Source organism: Burkholderia sp. Bmkn7 (genome assembly GCF_041103175.1).
Lineage (GTDB): Bacteria > Pseudomonadota > Gammaproteobacteria > Burkholderiales > Burkholderiaceae > Burkholderia > Burkholderia cepacia.
This window is the reverse complement of record NZ_JBGCUH010000003.1, coordinates 3,356,036-3,373,838: the sequence shown is the minus strand read 5'-3', so window position 1 is coordinate 3,373,838 and position 17,803 is coordinate 3,356,036. Positions and strand designations below refer to the sequence as shown.

At 66.6% G+C, this 17,803-nt stretch carries 16 protein-coding genes; 15 read left to right on the top strand and 1 reads right to left on the bottom strand.

The features are described 5' to 3' along the window. Window positions 1-7: 7 nt before the first annotated feature. The 14 genes from AB3K92_RS37270 (at window position 8) to AB3K92_RS37205 (ending at window position 16,291) form a co-directional block, all read left to right on the top strand. Entirely contained in the window at window positions 8-1,039 is a 1,032-nt protein-coding gene (locus AB3K92_RS37270) for a Tim44 domain-containing protein (protein WP_021161321.1), read from the top strand. A gap of 163 nt (window positions 1,040-1,202) precedes the next feature. Next, window positions 1,203-1,829: an SCP2 domain-containing protein gene (locus AB3K92_RS37265; protein WP_006487883.1), complete on the top strand. Its 627-nt coding sequence runs from the start codon at window positions 1,203-1,205 to the stop codon at window positions 1,827-1,829. Window positions 1,830-1,841: 12 nt separating this feature from the next. Continuing rightward, on the top strand, window positions 1,842-3,419 hold the full coding sequence (ubiB, locus tag AB3K92_RS37260; RefSeq protein WP_048026149.1) for a ubiquinone biosynthesis regulatory protein kinase UbiB: 1,578 nt from the start codon (window positions 1,842-1,844) through the stop codon (window positions 3,417-3,419). Between the two features lie 17 nt (window positions 3,420-3,436). After that, entirely contained in the window at window positions 3,437-4,063 is a 627-nt protein-coding gene (locus AB3K92_RS37255; RefSeq protein WP_060342171.1) for a methyltransferase domain-containing protein, read from the top strand. Between the two features lie 95 nt (window positions 4,064-4,158). Beyond that, window positions 4,159-4,506 (top strand): FmdB family zinc ribbon protein, encoded by a 348-nt coding sequence (locus AB3K92_RS37250; protein WP_027789154.1) that lies wholly within the window; start codon window positions 4,159-4,161, stop codon window positions 4,504-4,506. 61 nt (window positions 4,507-4,567) lie between these two features. Continuing rightward, a complete protein-coding gene (locus AB3K92_RS37245) occupies window positions 4,568-5,218 on the top strand; it encodes a DUF502 domain-containing protein (protein ID WP_021158415.1) in 651 nt (216 codons plus the stop codon). 67 nt (window positions 5,219-5,285) lie between these two features. Continuing rightward, window positions 5,286-7,088: an aspartate--tRNA ligase gene (aspS, locus tag AB3K92_RS37240; protein WP_021158416.1), complete on the top strand. Its 1,803-nt coding sequence runs from the start codon at window positions 5,286-5,288 to the stop codon at window positions 7,086-7,088. Between the two features lie 159 nt (window positions 7,089-7,247). Further along, entirely contained in the window at window positions 7,248-7,742 is a 495-nt protein-coding gene (gene nudB / locus AB3K92_RS37235; RefSeq protein WP_021158417.1) for a dihydroneopterin triphosphate diphosphatase, read from the top strand. Further along, window positions 7,739-9,013, top strand: a complete 1,275-nt coding sequence (gene clsB, locus AB3K92_RS37230) for a cardiolipin synthase ClsB (protein ID WP_059815532.1) — start codon at window positions 7,739-7,741, stop codon at window positions 9,011-9,013. The genes nudB and clsB overlap by 4 nt, the downstream gene beginning before the upstream one ends. Window positions 9,014-9,212: 199 nt before the next feature. Further along, window positions 9,213-9,812 (top strand): TetR/AcrR family transcriptional regulator, encoded by a 600-nt coding sequence (locus AB3K92_RS37225; protein ID WP_006751498.1) that lies wholly within the window; start codon window positions 9,213-9,215, stop codon window positions 9,810-9,812. Between the two features lie 58 nt (window positions 9,813-9,870). Next, on the top strand, window positions 9,871-11,658 hold the full coding sequence (locus tag AB3K92_RS37220; protein ID WP_021158420.1) for an acyl-CoA dehydrogenase C-terminal domain-containing protein: 1,788 nt from the start codon (window positions 9,871-9,873) through the stop codon (window positions 11,656-11,658). Between the two features lie 112 nt (window positions 11,659-11,770). After that, a complete protein-coding gene (locus tag AB3K92_RS37215; RefSeq protein ID WP_021158421.1) occupies window positions 11,771-14,206 on the top strand; it encodes a 3-hydroxyacyl-CoA dehydrogenase/enoyl-CoA hydratase family protein in 2,436 nt (811 codons plus the stop codon). Window positions 14,207-14,232: 26 nt separating this feature from the next. After that, complete coding sequence (locus AB3K92_RS37210; protein WP_048026145.1) at window positions 14,233-15,432, top strand: acetyl-CoA C-acyltransferase; 1,200 nt, start codon at window positions 14,233-14,235, stop codon at window positions 15,430-15,432. A 91-nt stretch (window positions 15,433-15,523) separates the two neighbouring features. Then, window positions 15,524-16,291 carry an enoyl-CoA hydratase gene (locus AB3K92_RS37205; RefSeq protein WP_021158423.1) on the top strand — a complete coding sequence of 256 codons (768 nt, stop codon included), beginning with the start codon at window positions 15,524-15,526 and terminating at the stop codon, window positions 16,289-16,291. 51 nt (window positions 16,292-16,342) lie between these two features. Here AB3K92_RS37205 and fdhD read toward each other — a convergent pair whose 3' ends face one another. Beyond that, window positions 16,343-17,179, bottom strand: a complete 837-nt coding sequence (fdhD, locus tag AB3K92_RS37200) for a formate dehydrogenase accessory sulfurtransferase FdhD (RefSeq protein WP_369466795.1) — start codon at window positions 17,177-17,179, stop codon at window positions 16,343-16,345. 121 nt (window positions 17,180-17,300) lie between these two features. Here fdhD and AB3K92_RS37195 point away from each other — a divergent pair, with 121 nt between their 5' ends. Beyond that, entirely contained in the window at window positions 17,301-17,783 is a 483-nt protein-coding gene (locus AB3K92_RS37195; protein WP_021158425.1) for a nitrate reductase associated protein, read from the top strand. Window positions 17,784-17,803: the final 20 nt, after the last annotated feature.

Genomic DNA, 17,803 nt, shown 5'->3' with positions numbered 1-17,803 from the left:
GAAGCTGATGTCCGAAACGCGTTCGTTGTTCAACCGTAGCAAGCCGTCGAAGCCGTGGGCTCGACGAGTCGGCACGCTGCTGATGGTCGGCCTGCTCACGGCCGGCACGTTCGCATCGCTCGACGCTGAAGCCAAGCGCATGGGCGGCGGGCGCAGCATCGGCCGCCAGAATTCCACCGTCACGCAGCGCCAGGCCACGCCGCCTGCGCAGCAGCCGATGCAGCAGGCCGCGCCGTCGCAGGCGCAGCGTGCGAACCCGGCCGCGCCCGCGCCGGCCGCGCAGCCCAACCGCTCGCGCTGGCTCGGGCCGATCGCCGGCCTCGCGGCCGGTCTCGGTATCGCGGCGCTGCTGTCGCACTTCGGCCTGGGCGGCGCATTCGCGAGCATGATGGCGAACGTCATCGTGATCGCGTTGCTCGCGATGGTCGGCATCTGGCTGATCCGCAAGTTCATGAACCGCCGTCGTCCGCAGGAGCCGGCATACTCGGTCGGCGGCTCGGCGTCGTCGTCGGGTGGCTACTCGCAGAGCCCGTCGTTCCAGCAGGGCGGTACCGGCAGCAACTATGCAGGTAGCGGCAGCAGCTACGCGAACGAAGCGCAAGGCGTGTTCGGCGGCGGTGCCGCGGCCACAGGCGCGGCAGCGGCGGCGGCAGCACCGCTCCAGGTGCCGGCCGGCTTCGACACCGAAGCGTTCCTGCGCAGCTCGAAGGTTTATTTCGTGCGCCTGCAGGCCGCGTGGGACCAGGGCAACCTGGCCGACATCCGCGAGTTCACGACGCCCGAAATGTTCGCCGAGATCAAGATCGACCTCGATTCGCGCGGCAACGAGTCGAACCAGACCGACGTCGTGCAGCTCGACGCGGAACTGGTCGCGATCGAGGATCGCGGCATCGAGCAGTCGGCGAGCGTGCGTTTCCACGGCCTGATCCGCGAATCGGCGAATGCGTCGGCCGCGCCGTTCGACGAGGTGTGGAACCTGTCGAAGTCGGGCAGTCAGGGCTGGCTGCTCGCGGGCATCCAGCAGATCAACACGCACTGAGCGTGTCCGGCGGCCACGCCGCCGGACGCCCGGGCAACGGCCGTCGCACTGCGACCGCTTGCCGCCCGGGTGTGCGGTCAGGCACGGCCTGCCGACGATCCGACGTTACAATAGAAACCCGCGTGGGCGCCCGGCCTGCGCGGGTTTTTTCTTTCCCAGCCCGATGACCTTTGCCGCCAAGCCTTTTGCTGCTGCCGTCAATCACCTGCTCGCCCGCGAATCGTGGGCGCGCGACCGCCTGATTCCGTATGCGGGCAAGACTGCCCGGATCGACGTGCCTCCCGTTACGCTCACGCTGCTGGTGCAGCCCGACGGCTATCTGTCGGCCGTCGACGCGCACGATGCGCAACAGGTCGACGTGTCGATCGCGCTCGCGGGCGACACGGTCGCCGCGTTCCTGCAGGGCGGCCAGGCGGCCGTGATGAAGCACGTGAAGATCGAGGGCGATGCGGAGTTCGCGACGCAGATCGCGAAGCTGGCCGAGCACCTGCGCTGGGAACCTGAAGAAGATCTCGCGAAGCTGGTCGGCGACGCGGCGGCCTACCGGATCGCGACGGTCGTGCGCGACGCCGGCGCGCGCGCGCGACGTACCGGCCGCAACGTGCTCGATTCCGTAGCCGAATACTGGCTCGACGAGAACCCGCAAGTCGTCCGCCGCGCGTCGCTCGGCGGCTTCGACGCCGAACTGGCGCGCGCACGCGATGCGCTCGCGCGGGTCGAAAAGCGGGTCGAGCGACTCGAACAAAAAATCGGCGCGCGCACGGGTTCCGGCCCGCGCGGCGCGCACTGAGGGCCGCAGGGCATGCGCATTTTCCGTTTCATCAAGATTGTCTACACCGTCATCCGCTTTGGTCTCGACGAAGTGATGCTGTCCCGGATCGACGACCGGCGCGTGAAGCTGCTGCTGCGGATCACGACGATCGGCCGCCGTTATTCCGATCCGCCTGCGGTGCGGCTGCGCCATGCGCTCGAAAGCCTCGGCCCGATCTTCGTCAAGTTCGGCCAGGTGCTGTCGACGCGCCGCGACCTGCTGTCGGTCGATTTCGCGAACGAACTCGCGAAGCTGCAGGACCAGGTGCCGCCGTTCGATTCGGCGGTCGCGATCGGGATCATCGAGAAGTCGCTCGGTGCGCCGGTCGACGAGCTGTTCGACGAATTCGAGCGCGAGCCGGTCGCGAGCGCGTCGATCGCGCAGGTGCATTTCGCGAAGCTCAAGCAGGGCCAGCACGCGGGCAAGGCCGTCGCCGTCAAGGTGCTGCGCCCGAACATGCTGTCCGTGATCGATTCCGACCTCGCGCTGATGCGCGACATCGCGATCTGGACCGAGCGCATGTGGGCCGACGGCCGGCGCCTGAAGCCGCGCGAGGTCGTCGCCGAGTTCGACAAGTACCTGCACGACGAGCTCGACCTGATGCGCGAGGCCGCCAACGGCAGCCAGCTGCGCCGCAACTTCGCGGGCCTCGACCTGCTGCTCGTGCCCGAGATGTTCTGGGATTTTTCGACGTCGCAGGTGCTCGTGATGGAGCGCATGACCGGCGTGCCGATCAGCCAGGTCGAGACGCTGCGCTCGGCCGGTGTCGACATCAAGAAGCTCGCGCGCGAAGGCGTCGAGATCTTCTTCACGCAGGTGTTCCGCGACGGCTTCTTCCATGCGGACATGCACCCGGGCAACATCCAGGTGAGCCTCGATCCGAGCACGTTCGGACGCTATATCGCGCTCGATTTCGGGATCGTCGGCGCGCTGTCCGATTTCGACAAGAACTACCTCGCGCAGAACTTCCTGGCGTTCTTCAAGCGCGATTACCACCGCGTCGCGACGCTCCACCTCGAATCCGGCTGGGTGCCGCCCGAGACGCGCGTCGAGGAGCTCGAAAGCGCGATCCGTGCGGTGTGCGAGCCGTATTTCGATCGTGCGCTGAAGGACATCTCGCTCGGCCAGGTGCTGATGCGCCTGTTCTCGACGTCGCGCCGCTTCAACGTCGAGATCCAGCCGCAGCTCGTGCTGCTGCAGAAGACGATGCTGAACGTCGAGGGGCTCGGCCGATCGCTCGACCCGGAGCTCGACCTGTGGAAGACCGCGAAGCCGTACCTCGAGCGCTGGATGACCGAGCAGATCGGCCTGCGCGGCTGGTACGAGCGCTTCAAGGTCGAGGCGCCGCAGTGGAGCAAGACGCTGCCGCAACTGCCGCGCCTGATCCACCACGCGATGGCGGCGCGCCACGACGCGCCGCGCGCGGCGAGCGAGGACCTGATGCGCCAGATTCTCGTCGAGCAGAAGCGGACGAACCGGCTGCTGCAGGCGCTGCTGATCTTCGGTCTCGCCGTCGGCGTCGGGGCGCTCGTCGCGCGCGTGCTGCTCGCGCTCGCGTACGGCACATGACCGAAAGGAGCAGGGCGATGTCCGATCCGAAGCAACCGTCCACACCGGCAGCCGCCGATTTCACGACGCGCGATCCCGGCAACGCATCGTTCTGGGACGAACGTTTCGAGCGTGGCGTGACGCCGTGGGAATTCGGTGGCGTGCCCGACGGGTTTCGCGTGTTCGCGCACCGGCTCGAGCCGTGCGCGGTGCTGATTCCCGGCTGTGGCAGTGCGCAGGAGGCCGGGTGGCTCGCGCAGGCCGGCTGGCCCGTGCGTGCGATCGATTTCTCCGCGCAGGCAGTGGCCGTTGCGAAAGCGCAGCTCGGCGTGCACGCGGAAGTCGTCGAGCAGGCCGATTTCTTTTCGTACCGGCCGCCGTTCGACGTGCAGTGGGTGTACGAGCGCGCGTTCCTGTGCGCGCTGCCGCCGGCCATGCGCGCCGGCTACGCGGCCCGCATGGCCGAGCTGCTGCCCGTGGACGGATTGCTGGCCGGCTATTTTTTCCTGATGGCGAAACCGAAGGGGCCGCCGTTCGGGATCGAGCGTGCCGAACTCGATGCGCTGCTCACGCCGCACTTCGAACTGATCGAGGATTTGCCGGTGACCGATTCGCTGCCCGTGTTCGAAGGTCACGAGCGCTGGCTCACGTGGCGCCGTCGCTGATGCGCAGGTGTCGCGGCCATTGCCGGAGCGCGGCAGGGTTTCGGCTATAATTCAAGGTTTTGCAAGCTGTTTCCAGTTTCCGCGGGAAAAATATCATGCCGATCTACGCCTATCGATGCGAAGCGTGTGGTTTCGCGAAGGACGTGCTCCAGAAGATGAGCGATGCGCCGCTGTCGCAGTGCCCGGAATGCGGGAAGGATGCATTCCGCAAGCAGGTCACTGCGGCGGGCTTCCAGCTGAAGGGTTCGGGTTGGTATGTCACCGATTTCCGCGGCGGTTCGGGCGGCACCAGCGCGCCGGCGACGGCGTCGGGCGACGCAGCGCCGGCCGCACCGGCGGAAGCCGCGCCCGCCGCGGCCGCGCCGGCTGCATCGAGCAGTTCCGAAAGCACGACGACGAGCGCTGCGCCTGCCCCGGCAGCCGCGCCCGCCGCCAGCAGTTGACCGTCGCGGCCCGGCCGGGCTGCGACCAACCCGCGCCGCCGGCGCGGTTCATTGACGGCAGATGATGAAAAAGACGACCCTGAAATCGGTGTTTCTGACCGGCCTGCTGGTTCTCGTCCCGCTCGCGATCACGCTGTGGGTGCTCGGTCTCATCATCGGCACGATGGACCAGACACTGCTGCTGCTGCCCGAATCGTGGCAGCCCGAGCGGATGCTCGGCTTCCACTTGCCGGGGATCGGCGCGGTGCTGACGCTCGCGTTCATCTTCGTCGTCGGGCTGGCCACGCAGAACTTCATCGGCCAGAAGCTCGTCACGTGGTGGAACGCCGTGGTGCGTCACATCCCGGTCGTCGGGCCGATCTACACGAGCGTCAAGCAGGTGTCGGACACGCTGCTGTCGAGCAGCGGCAATGCGTTCCGCAAGGCGCTGCTGATCGAATACCCGCGTCGCGGCTCGTATACGATCGCGTTTCTGACCGGCACGCCGGGCGGCGACGTGCTCAATCATCTGACGGAAGAATACGTGAGCGTCTATATTCCGACGACACCGAACCCGACGTCGGGCTTCTTCCTGATGCTGCCGAAGAGCGAAGTCATCGAACTCGACATGTCGGTCGATGCCGCGCTCAAGTACATCGTCTCGATGGGCGTGGTGGCGCCCCCGGCGCCGGTTCCGGCGCCTGCGCGCCGCCCCGTCGAGCCGCCGCTGTAAGTAAAGAATCATCGCCCGGGCCGCGCGTTGCGGCGCCCGTTGATCAAACCGAACGAAAGCAAACATCATGTCGATGCGTACTGAATACTGCGGTCTCGTGACCGAACACCTGCTGGGCCAAACCGTGTCGCTGTGCGGCTGGGTGCAGCGCCGCCGCGATCACGGCGGTGTGATCTTCATCGACCTGCGCGATCGTGAAGGCCTCGTGCAGGTGGTGTGCGACCCGGATCGCGCGGAAATGTTCGCGACCGCCGAAGGCGTGCGCAACGAGTTCTGCGTGCAGATCAAGGGCCTCGTGCGCAACCGTCCGGACGGTACGGTCAACGCCGGCCTGAAGAGCGGCAAGATCGAAGTGCTGTGTCACGAACTGAACGTGCTGAACGCGTCGGTCACGCCGCCGTTCCAGCTCGATGACGACAACCTGTCGGAAACGACGCGCCTCACGCACCGCGTGCTCGACCTGCGCCGCCCGCAGATGCAGCACAACCTGCGCCTGCGCTACCGCGTCGCGATCGAAGCGCGCAAGTACCTCGACGAGCAGGGCTTCATCGACATCGAAACGCCGATGCTGACGAAGAGCACGCCGGAAGGCGCGCGCGACTACCTCGTGCCGTCGCGCGTGAACGCGGGCCAGTTCTTTGCGCTGCCGCAGTCGCCGCAGCTGTTCAAGCAGCTGCTGATGGTCGCGAACTTCGACCGTTACTACCAGATCACCAAGTGCTTCCGCGACGAAGACCTCCGTGCCGACCGTCAGCCGGAATTCACGCAGATCGACTGCGAAACGTCGTTCCTCGGCGAGCAGGAAATCCGTGACCTGTTCGAAGACATGATCCGTCACATCTTCAAGACGACGATCGACGTCGAGCTCGACGCGAAATTCCCGGTGATGCCGTACTCGGAAGCGATGGCGCGTTTCGGTTCGGACAAGCCGGACCTGCGCGTGCAGCTCGAATTCACCGAGCTGACCGACGCGATGAAGGACGTCGACTTCAAGGTGTTCAGCACGCCGGCCAACGCGAAGGACGGTCGAGTCGCGGCGCTGCGCGTGCCGAAGGGTGGCGAGTTGTCGCGCGGCGACATCGACGGCTACACCGAATTCGTGCGCATCTACGGCGCGAAGGGCCTCGCATGGATCAAGGTCAACGAGAAGGCGAAGGGCCGTGACGGCCTGCAGAGCCCGATCGTCAAGAACCTGCACGACGCGTCGATCGCGGCGATCCTCGAGCGCACCGGCGCCGAAGACGGCGACATCATCTTCTTCGCGGCCGACCGCGCGAAGGTCGTCAACGACAGCCTCGGCGCGCTGCGCCTGAAGATCGGCCATTCGGAATTCGGCAAGGCGAACGGTCTGGTCCAGGCCGGCTGGAAGCCGCTGTGGGTCGTCGACTTCCCGATGTTCGAATACGACGACGAAGATGCGCGCTACGTCGCTGCGCACCACCCGTTCACGAGCCCGAAGGACGAGCACCTCGAGTACCTCGAGACCGACCCGGGCCGCTGCCTCGCGAAGGCCTACGACATGGTGCTGAACGGCTGGGAAATCGGCGGCGGCTCGGTGCGTATCTATCAGGAGGAAGTGCAGAGCAAGGTGTTCCGTGCGCTGAAGATCGGTGCGGAAGAGGCTCAGCTCAAGTTCGGCTTCCTGCTGGATGCACTGCAGTACGGCGCGCCGCCGCACGGCGGTATCGCGTTCGGTCTCGACCGCATCGTCACGATGATGGCCGGCGCCGATTCGATCCGCGACGTGATCGCGTTCCCGAAGACGCAGCGTGCGCAGGATCTGCTCACGCAGGCACCGAGCCCGGTCGACGAGCGTCAGCTGCGCGAACTGCACATCCGCCTGCGTCAGCCGGAACAGCCGAAGGCGTAACGCGCTTCGCATCCGGTCGTGTGTGCGTTCGCGCGCACACGACGCTCATGAAAAAGGCGCAGCGATGCGCCTTTTTCGTTTTTTGCGGTACAGTCGCAGCACTTGCCGTCCGTTCGGAGCCTGTGCCCGTCGCGTGGCCCCGTGCTGCATGAAACAAAGATGACGAAGCCGCCGAAAATCCCCGAATCCGTTCTTGTCGTGATCTACACGCCCGACCTCGATGTGCTCGTGATCAAGCGTGCCGACCAGCCCGATTTCTGGCAATCGGTGACCGGCTCGAAGGACGCGCTCGACGAGCCGCTTGCGGTCACCGCCGCGCGCGAAGTGGCCGAGGAAACCGGCATCGCGATCGGCACCGCGGATGTGCCGGCCAGCGCGCTCGTCGACTGGCGCCACCGGATCGAGTACACGATCTATCCGCAATACCTGCACCGCTATGCACCGGGCGTCACGCGCAACACCGAGCACTGGTTCGGCCTGTGCGTGCCGCATCGCGTCGACGTGACGCTGTCGCCGCGCGAGCACGTCGACCACGCGTGGCTGCCGTTCCGCGAGGCGGCCGCGCGCTGCTTCTCGCCGTCGAATGCCGAGGCGATCCTGCAATTGCCCGCGCGCGTGGCACTGTCGCGCGCGCCGCACGGCTCGTCCGCATGACGGCGGAAGCCCGCAAGCGCTTCGCGCAATTGCGGCAGATGTTCCTGCAGGAACGCGGTTCCGCGTCGCGGCTCGCCTTTACGTCGGGCAACACCGTGCGGCTGTGCGAGGGCGGCGGCGCATTCTTCCGGGCACTGATCGAGCGGATCGATGCCGCCCGCGAGCAGGTGATGCTCGAAACCTACATCTTCTGCGACGACGCGGCCGGCCGGCCGGTGTCGGACGCGCTGATCCGCGCGGCGCAGCGCGGCGTGCGCGTGCGCGTGATCACCGACGGCATCGGCACCGCGCGCCTGCCGCTGTTCGACACGTGGGTGGCGGCCGGCGTCGAGCACTGCATCTACAACCGTTTCCTGTTCGGCCGCTTCGGTTTCTCGCGCACGCATCGCAAGCTCGCGGTGATCGATCACGCGGTTGCATTCTGCGGCGGCATCAATATCGTCGACGACTACGCGCAGGGCGGCACGACGCTGCCGTTTCCGCGCTGGGATTTCGCGGTCGAGATGGCGGGCCCCGCGGTGTCCGACGTGCGCGCCGCATTCGAATTGCAGTGGCACCGGATCATGTTCGGCCACAAGCCCTATGCGCAATACGCAGCCGGGCTGCATGGCGGGGAAGCGTTCCCCGACATGTTCCGGCGCTGGATGCGCAGCCATCGCTGGATCAAGGCCGGCGCGCTGCGGGTCGTGACGGAGCCGAGCGTCGCGTTCGTCGCGCGCGACAACGTCGTGAACCGTCGCGCGATCGAGAAGGCGTATCTCGCGGCGATTGGCCAGGCGCGCCAGCGGATCCTGCTGGCCAATCCGTACTTCATGCCGGGGCGCAAGCTGCGCCGTGCGCTGACGGGCGCCGCGCGGCGCGGCGTCGACGTGCGGATCCTGATCGGCCGCAAGGAATTCGCGGCACTCGATACGGCCGTGCCGTTCCTGTATCACGCGCTGCTGCGCGCGGGCGTGCGCGTCGCCGAATACGACAAGACGATGCTGCACGGCAAGGTCGCGGTGATCGACGACAACTGGGCGACGGTCGGCTCGTCGAATCTGGACGCGCTGAGCCTGATGTTGAACAATGAAGCGAACGTCGTGCTGGTGCGTTACGATGCGGTCACGAACGAACTGCGCGACGCGATCGCGGCCGCGTTCGCCGACGGCCGGGAGATCGACCCCGCGCGCTTCGCCGCGCGTCCGCGCCTCGAGCGGCTGCTGAACTGGCTTGCGTACACCACGTATCGTCTCGTGATGAAGGCGCTGACGGTCGGTGGTTACGACTGACGCAGACTAAGCGTTCGCTTCAAAAATCTGTCCGCACGTTCGTGCGGAAAAGCCGCTCCGGTCCCGCCGGAATCGCGCAAAATAGCGGCTCGGTTAGACACCGGTTTCTAATAATTTCCTTGTTTCGCGAGCGGCCGCACTCAATAATAGTACGGCCGTTCGATTTTATTCGAACCCCCGAACGGTTACAGAAATAGCTATGCGAAAAGGCGAACAGACGCGTGCCGCGATACTTGAAGCTGCTTTGGACCTCGCCAGCCGTGACGGGCTGGAGGGGCTGACGATCGGCCTGCTGGCCGAGCGCATGCAGATGAGCAAGAGCGGCGTGTTCGCGCACTTCGGATCGCGCGAGGACCTGCAGGTCGAGGTCGTCCGCGAGTATCACCATCGTTTCGAAAACGAGGTGTTCTTTCCGAGCCTGCGCGAGCCGCGAGGCTTGCCGCGCCTTCGGGCGATGCTGGCCCGCTGGACGGAGAAGCGCATCCAGGAGGTGACGACCGGATGCATCTACATCAGCGGGGCCGTCGAGTACGACGACCGGCCTGACAGCCCCGTGCGCGAGCAGTTGATCGCGAGCGTGACGGCCTGGCGTGCCGCGATGCTGCGGGCCATTTCGCAGGCGAAGGAAGAAGGCCATCTGCGTGCGGATACCGATCCGGACCTGATGCTCTTCGAGTTGTACAGCTTCACGCTCGGCCTGCATCACGACGCACGTTTCCTGCATTCGCCGGATGCCGTGCGCCTCACGTGGGCCGCGCTGGAAAAGACGATTGTTTCGTATCAGAGCGAGAGCCGTTAGCGGCGCGTGATCCGCCCGCCAGGAGCTCGAGCCGTTTTGCCCACCTTTGGAGAGAGTCATGGGACAGTACGCCGCGCCGCTGCGCGACATGCAATTCGTGTTGCACGAGCTTCTGAACGTCGAAGCCGAAGTCAAGCAAATGCCCAAGCATGCGGACCTCGACGCCGACACGATCAACCAGGTCCTCGAGGAAGCGGGCAAGTTCTGCTCCGAGGTACTGTTCCCGCTGAACCAGGTCGGCGACCGCGAAGGCTGCACGTATGAAGGCGACGGCGTCGTGAAGACCCCGACCGGCTTCAAGGAGGCCTACCAGCAATACGTCGAGGCCGGCTGGCCGGCGCTCGGCTGCGATCCGGACTACGGCGGCCAGGGCCTGCCCGCGTTCGTGAACAACGCGCTCTACGAAATGCTGAACTCGGCGAACCAGGCATGGACGATGTATCCGGGCCTGTCGCACGGCGCGTACGAATGCCTGCACGCGCACGGCGCGCCGGAACTCCAGAAGCAATACCTGCCGAAGCTCGTGTCGGGCGAATGGACGGGCACGATGTGCCTGACCGAGCCGCACTGCGGCACCGACCTCGGCATCCTGCGCACCAAGGCCGAACCGAACGGCGACGGCTCGTACTCGATCAGCGGCACGAAGATCTTCATCTCGAGCGGCGAGCACGACATGTCGAAGAACATCATCCACCTCGTGCTCGCGCGCCTGCCGGACGCGCCGCAGGGCACGAAGGGGATCTCGCTGTTCATCGTGCCGAAGTTCATTCCGGACGCGTCGGGCGAGCCGGGCGAGCGCAACGGCATCAAGTGCGGCTCGATCGAACACAAGATGGGCATCCACGGCAACTCGACGTGCGTGATGAACCTCGACGGCGCGAAGGGCTGGATGGTCGGCGAGCCGAACAAGGGCTTGAACGCGATGTTCGTGATGATGAATGCCGCGCGTCTCGGCGTCGGCATGCAGGGCCTCGGCCTCACGGAAGTCGCGTACCAGAACTCGCTCACGTACGCGAAGGAACGCCTGCAGATGCGTTCGCTGACGGGCCCGAAGGCACCGGACAAGCCGGCCGACCCGATCATCGTGCACCCGGACGTGCGTCGCATGCTGCTCACGCAGAAGGCCTATGCCGAAGGCGCGCGCGCGTTCACGTACTGGTCCGCGCTGCAGATCGACAAGGAGCTGTCGCACGCCGACGAAGCGGTGCGCAAGGAAGCGGCCGATCTCGTCGCGCTGCTCACGCCGATCATCAAGGCGTTCCTGACCGACAACGCGTTCGAGTCGACCAACCACGCGATGCAGATCTACGGCGGCCACGGCTTCATCTCCGAGTGGGGCATGGAGCAGTACGTGCGCGACGCGCGGATCAACATGATCTACGAAGGCACGAACTCGATCCAGTCGCTCGACCTGCTGGGCCGCAAGGTGCTCGGCGACATGGGCGCGAAGCTGAAGAAGTTCGGCAAGCTCGTGACCGAATTCGCGGAAGCCGAAGGCGTGAAGCCGGAGATGGCCGAGTTCATCAACCCGCTCGCCGACATCGGCGACAAGGTGCAGAAGCTGACGATGGAAATCGGCATGAAGGCGATGCAGAACCCCGACGAAGTCGGTGCTGCCGCCGTGCCGTACCTGCGCACCGTCGGCCACCTGGTGTTCTCGTACTTCTGGGCGCGCATGGCACGCCTGGCCCTCGACAAGGAAGCGTCGGGCGATCCGTTCTACAAGTCGAAGCTCGCGACGGCACGCTTCTACTTCGCGCGCCTGCTGCCCGAGACGGCGTCGACGATCCGCGCCGCGCGCGCCGGTTCGAAGACGATGATGGAAGTCGACGAATCGCTGTTCTGACGCGAGTCCGGGCGGGGCGCGAGGCGCGCCGCCCGGATGCATCGGTTCCTGGTACTCACTTCTCCGTGCAGCCCCAACCTCCGCGCTGCACGACACTATCCGGAGACATCCCGTGAGCAATTTCCTGATTCGCAAGGTCGCCGTGCTGGGCGCCGGCGTGATGGGCGCGCAGATCGCCGCGCACCTCATCAATGCGCGCGTGCCGGTGCTGCTGTTCGACCTGCCGGCCAAGGAAGGCCCGAAAAACGCGATCGCGCTGAAGGCGATCGAGAACCTGAAGAAGCTGTCGCCCGCGCCGTTCGGCGTGAAGGACGACGCGAAATACCTCGAGGCCGCGAACTACGAAGACGACATCGCGAAGCTCGCCGAGTGCGACGTCGTGATCGAAGCGATCGCCGAGCGGATGGACTGGAAGCACGACCTGTACAAGAAGGTCGCGCCGCACATCGCGCCGAACGCGATCTTCGCGACCAACACGTCGGGCCTGTCGATCACGAAGCTGTCCGAAGGTTTCTCGGACGAGCTGAAGTCGCGCTTCTGCGGCGTGCACTTCTTCAACCCGCCGCGCTACATGCACCTCGTCGAGCTGATCCCGACCGCGCATACGCGCCCGGAAATCCTCGACCAGCTCGAAACCTTCCTGACGAGCATCGTCGGCAAGGGCGTCGTGCGCGCGAAGGACACGCCGAACTTCATCGCAAACCGCGTCGGCATCTTCTCGATCCTCGCGGTGATCACCGAGGCCGCGAAGTTCGGCCTGCGCTTCGACGAAGTCGACGACCTGACGGGCAGCCGCCTCGGCCGCGCGAAGTCGGCGACGTTCCGCACCGCGGACGTGGTCGGCCTCGACACGATGGCGCACGTGATCAAGACGATGCAGGACAACCTCGCCGACGATCCGTTCTTCCCGGTCTACCAGACGCCCGCCGTGCTCGCCGAACTGGTGAAGCAGGGCGCGCTCGGCCAGAAGACGGGCGGCGGTTTCTACAAGAAGGAAGGCAAGGCGATCAAGGTGCTCGACGCGAAGACGGGCACCTACGTCGACTCGGGCGCGAAGGCTGACGAAACGGTCGGCCGCATCCTGAAGCGCCCGCCGGCGGAACGCCTGAAGCTGCTGCGCGAGACGGACCATCCGCACGCGCAGTTCCTGTGGTCGATCTTCCGCGACGTGTTCCACTACATCGGCGTGCATCTTGAGTCGATCGCCGACAACGCGCGCGACGTCGACCTCGCGATCCGCTGGGGCTTCGGCTGGAACGAAGGCCCGTTCGAAGGCTGGCAGGCCGCCGGCTGGAAGCAGGTGGCCGAGTGGGTGCAGGAAGACATCGCGGCCGGCAAGGCGCTCGCGAACGTGCCGCTGCCGTCGTGGGTGCTCGAAGGCGCGGTTGCCGAGAAGGGCGGCGTGCACACGGCCGAAGGCTCGTGGGCACCGGCTGCGAAGCGCTTCGTGCCGCGTTCGGACCTCGCGGTCTACGACAAGCAGGTATTCCGCGCGCCGCTGCTCGGCGAAGCGGGCGCCGATCCGAAGACGTACGGCAAGACGCTGTTCGAGACCGACGCGGTGCGCGCATGGGTCGACGATCGTGCGGGTGAAGACGACGTCGTGATCGTGTCGTTCAAGTCGAAGATGAACACGATCGGACCGAGCGTGATCGACGGCCTCGTGCAGGCGATCGAACTCGCGGAGAAGGACTACAAGGGCGTGGTGATCTGGCAGCCGACGTCGCTGAAGCTCGGCACGCCGGGCGGCCCGTTCTCGGCCGGCGCGAACCTCGAAGAGGCGATGCCCGCGTTCATGATGGGTGGCGCGAAGGGTATCGAGCCGTTCGTGAAGAAGTTCCAGGAAGGCATGCTGCGCGTGAAGTACGCGAACGTGCCGGTCGTCGCGGCCGTGTCGGGCATCGCGCTCGGCGGCGGGTGCGAGCTGATGCTGCACAGCGCGAAGCGCGTCGTCCACGTCGAGAGCTACATCGGCCTCGTCGAAGTGGGTGTCGGCCTCGTGCCGGCGGGCGGCGGCCTGAAGGAAGCGGCGCTGCGCGCGGCGGACGCCGCGACGGCCGCGAACGCGACCACCGACATCCTGAAGTTCGTCACGAAGTCGTTCGAGAACGCGGCGATGGCGAAGGTGTCGGCGTCCGCGCACGATGCACGTGCGATGGGCTACGTGAAGCCGTCCGACACGATCGTCTTCAACGTGTTCGAACTGCTCGACACCGCGAAGAAGGAAGCGCGTGCGCTGGCCGCCACCGGCTACCGCGCACCGCTGCGTGCGAAGGACGTGCCGGTCGCGGGCCGCTCGGCGATCGCGACGATCAAGGCATCGCTCGTCAACATGCGTGACGGCCGCTTCATCAGCGACCACGACTACCTGATCGCGAGCCGCATTGCCGAAGCCGTGTGCGGCGGCGACGTCGAAGCCGGCAGCCTCGTCGACGAGCAGTGGCTGCTCGCGCTCGAGCGCCGTGCGTTCGTCGAGCTGCTCGGCACGCAGAAGACGCAGGAACGGATCATGGGTATGTTGCAGACCGGCAAGCCGGTGCGTAACTGAGCGAGCGATAAGGCAAGGAGTCTCAAATGAGCAAACAATTGCAAGACGCATACATCGTCGCCGCCAGCCGCACGCCGATCGGCAAGGCCCCGCGCGGTGTCTTCAAGAACACGCGCCCGGACGAGCTGCTGGTCCACGCGATCAAGTCGGCGGTTGCGCAGGTGCCGGGCTTCGACACGAAGCTGATCGAGGACGCGATCATCGGCTGCGCGATTCCGGAAGCCGAACAGGGCCTGAACGTCGCGCGGATGGGCGCGCTGCTCGCGGGCCTGCCGCAGACGGTCGGCGGCGTGACGGTCAACCGCTTCTGCGCGTCGGGCATCACGGCGCTCGCGATGGCGGCCGACCGCATCCGCGTCGGCGAATCGGACGCGATCTTCGCGGGCGGCTGCGAATCGATGAGCATGGTGCCGATGATGGGCAACAAGCCGTCGATGTCGCCGCACATCTTCGATCGCAATGAAGACTTCGGCATCGCGTACGGGATGGGCCTGACGGCCGAGCGCGTCGCCGAGCAGTGGAAGGTGAGCCGCGAAGACCAGGACGCGTTCTCGGTCGAGTCGCACCGCAAGGCGCTTGCCGCGCAGCAGGCCGGCGAGTTCAACGACGAGATCGCCGCGTACACGATCACCGAGCGTTTCCCGAACCTCGCGACCGGCGAAGTCGACGTGAAGACGCGCGAGATCAAGCTCGACGAAGGTCCGCGCGCGGATACGTCGATCGAAGGCCTCGCGAAGCTGCGCACGGTGTTCGCGAACAAGGGCTCGGTCACGGCCGGCAACAGCTCGCAGACGTCGGACGGCGCGGGCGCGCTGCTCGTCGTGTCGGAGAAGGTGCTGAAGGAATTCAACCTGACGCCGCTCGCGCGCTTCGTGAGCTTCGCGGTGCGCGGCGTGCCGCCGGAAATCATGGGCATCGGCCCGAAGGAAGCGATTCCGGCCGCGCTGAAGGCCGCTGGCCTGAAGCAGGACGATCTCGACTGGATCGAGCTGAACGAAGCGTTCGCCGCGCAATCGCTGGCGGTGATGCGCGACCTCGGCCTCGACCCGTCGAAGGTCAACCCGATGGGCGGCGCGATCGCACTCGGCCACCCGCTCGGCGCGACCGGCGCGATCCGCGCGGCGACCGTCGTGCACGGCCTGCGCCGCCGTAACCTGAAGTACGGGATGGTCACGATGTGCGTCGGCACCGGCATGGGTGCCGCGGGCATCATCGAACGCCTGTAAGCAGGACGCGACGCAAAGCGACGACGGTGCGCGGGCCACAAGCTCGCGCACCGTTTTTTCATTCCGATAGAGGAAAGTCAAGGAGACGGTTGTGGCCGAAATTCAAGTGGAACGCGCCGAAGGCGTGATGACGATCACGATCGCACGCCCGGCGAAGAAGAATGCGCTGACGGCGGCGATGTACCAGACGATGGCCGATGCACTCGCCGACGCGCAGGAAGACAAGGCGATCCGCGTGATCCTGCTGCGCGGCAGCGACGGCAATTTCACCGCGGGGAACGATCTCGAGGATTTCCTGAAGGCGCCGCCGAAGGACGACACCGCCCCGGTGTTCCAGTTCCTTGCACGGATCAGCACCGCGAGCAAGCCGATCGTGGCCGCCGTGCCGGGCCTGGCGATCGGCGTCGGCGTGACGATGCTGCTGCACTGCGATCTGGTGTACGCAGCCGACACCGCGACGTTCTCGCTGCCGTTCGCGCAGCTCGGCCTGTGCCCGGAAGCCGCGTCGAGCGTGCTGCTGCCGCGCCTGGCCGGCCATCAGGTCGCCGCCGAGAAGCTGCTGCTCGGCGAGGCGTTCGATGCGCTGGAAGCGCACCGGATCGGCATCGTCAACCGCGTGCTGCCGGCGGCCGAGCTCGACGCGTTCGCGGCGAAGCAGGCGGCGAAGCTCGCGGCGCTGCCGGCGGCATCGCTGCGCGTGACGAAGGCGCTGCTGAAGGATACGGGCGGTGTGGCGACGTCCGCGCGGATGGCCGAGGAGGCGGGCCACTTCGCCGCGATGCTGCGCGCGCCCGAAGCGCGCGAGGCAATGACGGCGTTCTTCGAGAAGCGCAAGCCGGATTTCCGTCAGTTCGACTGACGGAGCAGGCCGCGCCGGCGATGGCTCGCCGGCGCGCCGCCGCGAACGCGATCAGTCCGTGCCGTAGTCGACGTGGCCGGTTTCGCGGCAGAAGCTGACGAGCCGCAGGCCAGCCGCTTTCGCGATTTCGATCGCGAGCGACGACGGCGCGGAGATCGTCGCGACCATCGGAATGCCGACGCGGGCGGCCTTGCGCACGAGCTCGTAGCTCGCGCGGCTCGACAGGAACACGAAGCCGTCGGTCGGGTCGGCGCGCGACAGCACGAGCGAGCCGATCAGCTTGTCGAGCGCGTTGTGGCGGCCGACGTCCTCGAACGCCATCCGGATCGCGCCTGTTGCGTCGCACCACGCGGCCGCGTGCAGGCCGCCCGTGAGCCGCGTGAGCGCCTGATGCGCCGGCAGCGCCTGCGCCGCGCGCGTCAGCGCGTCGGGGGCGAGGCGCGCGAGAAAGCCCGTATCCGGCACGCGCTCGGGCGCGAGGTCGAGCAGGTCGATGCTTTCGATCCCGCATACGCCGCAGCCGGTACGCCCCGCGAGCGCGCGGCGCCGGTCCTTCAGCGCGGCGAACGCCTGCTGGACGACCTCCAGGTGGACTTCCGCATGCGGCAGCGGGGCGTCGGCGTGCAGGATCACCTCGATGTCCTTGATGTCGCTGCCGCGCGCGACGATCCCTTCCGAGATCGCGAAACCGACCGCGAACGCTTCGAGGTCGCACGGCGTACACATCATCACCGCGTGCGAGATGCCGTTGAAGACGAGTGCGACTGGCCATTCCTGGCCCACGTAGTCGTGCGCGGTTTCGACGGCGCCGCCGCGCGTGCGGCGCACGGACAGTTCGATCGCGCCGCGCGGTTCGTCGAGCATTTCACCGGATTCGGTCGGATTCACGAGCACTCCCGTTGATTCGGCGCGCGGGCGGCGGCATTCGTATCCGCCGCCCGCGCGCAGAGGTTCTAAAATACCCCAGGCAAGCCGGCCGCGCCGGCATCCGCCACATCAGGTAACGACCATGGGACTCAGCGACGCTCCACTGTTATTCGCCTTCGAACACGAATCGTCGGAAAACTTCACGTACATCCCGATGATCGTGCGTTTCAATCTTGACCGTTTCGGTCTGCGGATTTCGCTGGAGCAGTGGCAACTGCTGCCGCTCGAGGACCGCAAGCTGCTCGCACGCTTTCCGGCCGACGACGACACCGCGATCGAGCCCAACTTCGATCACGCGCTGTTCGAAATGCTGCGCACGCACGCGGATCTGGAACCCTCGTGGTTCCAGCCGGACGAGCAGCCGGCCTGGCGTGCCACCGACATCGTGCCGGAGTCGCTCGTGCAGCAGAGCGCGCTGGCCGGGCTGACGGCGCCCGGGCTCGCGCAGTGGCAGCAGCTTGCGCCGTTCCAGCGCTACGTGCTGGTGAAGCTGTCGCGCAAGCCGAAGCTGAACCACGATTTCCTGCCCGCGATGCGGGAGTTCGGGCTGACGGCCACGCACTGAGGTGGCCGTGCGCCGCACGG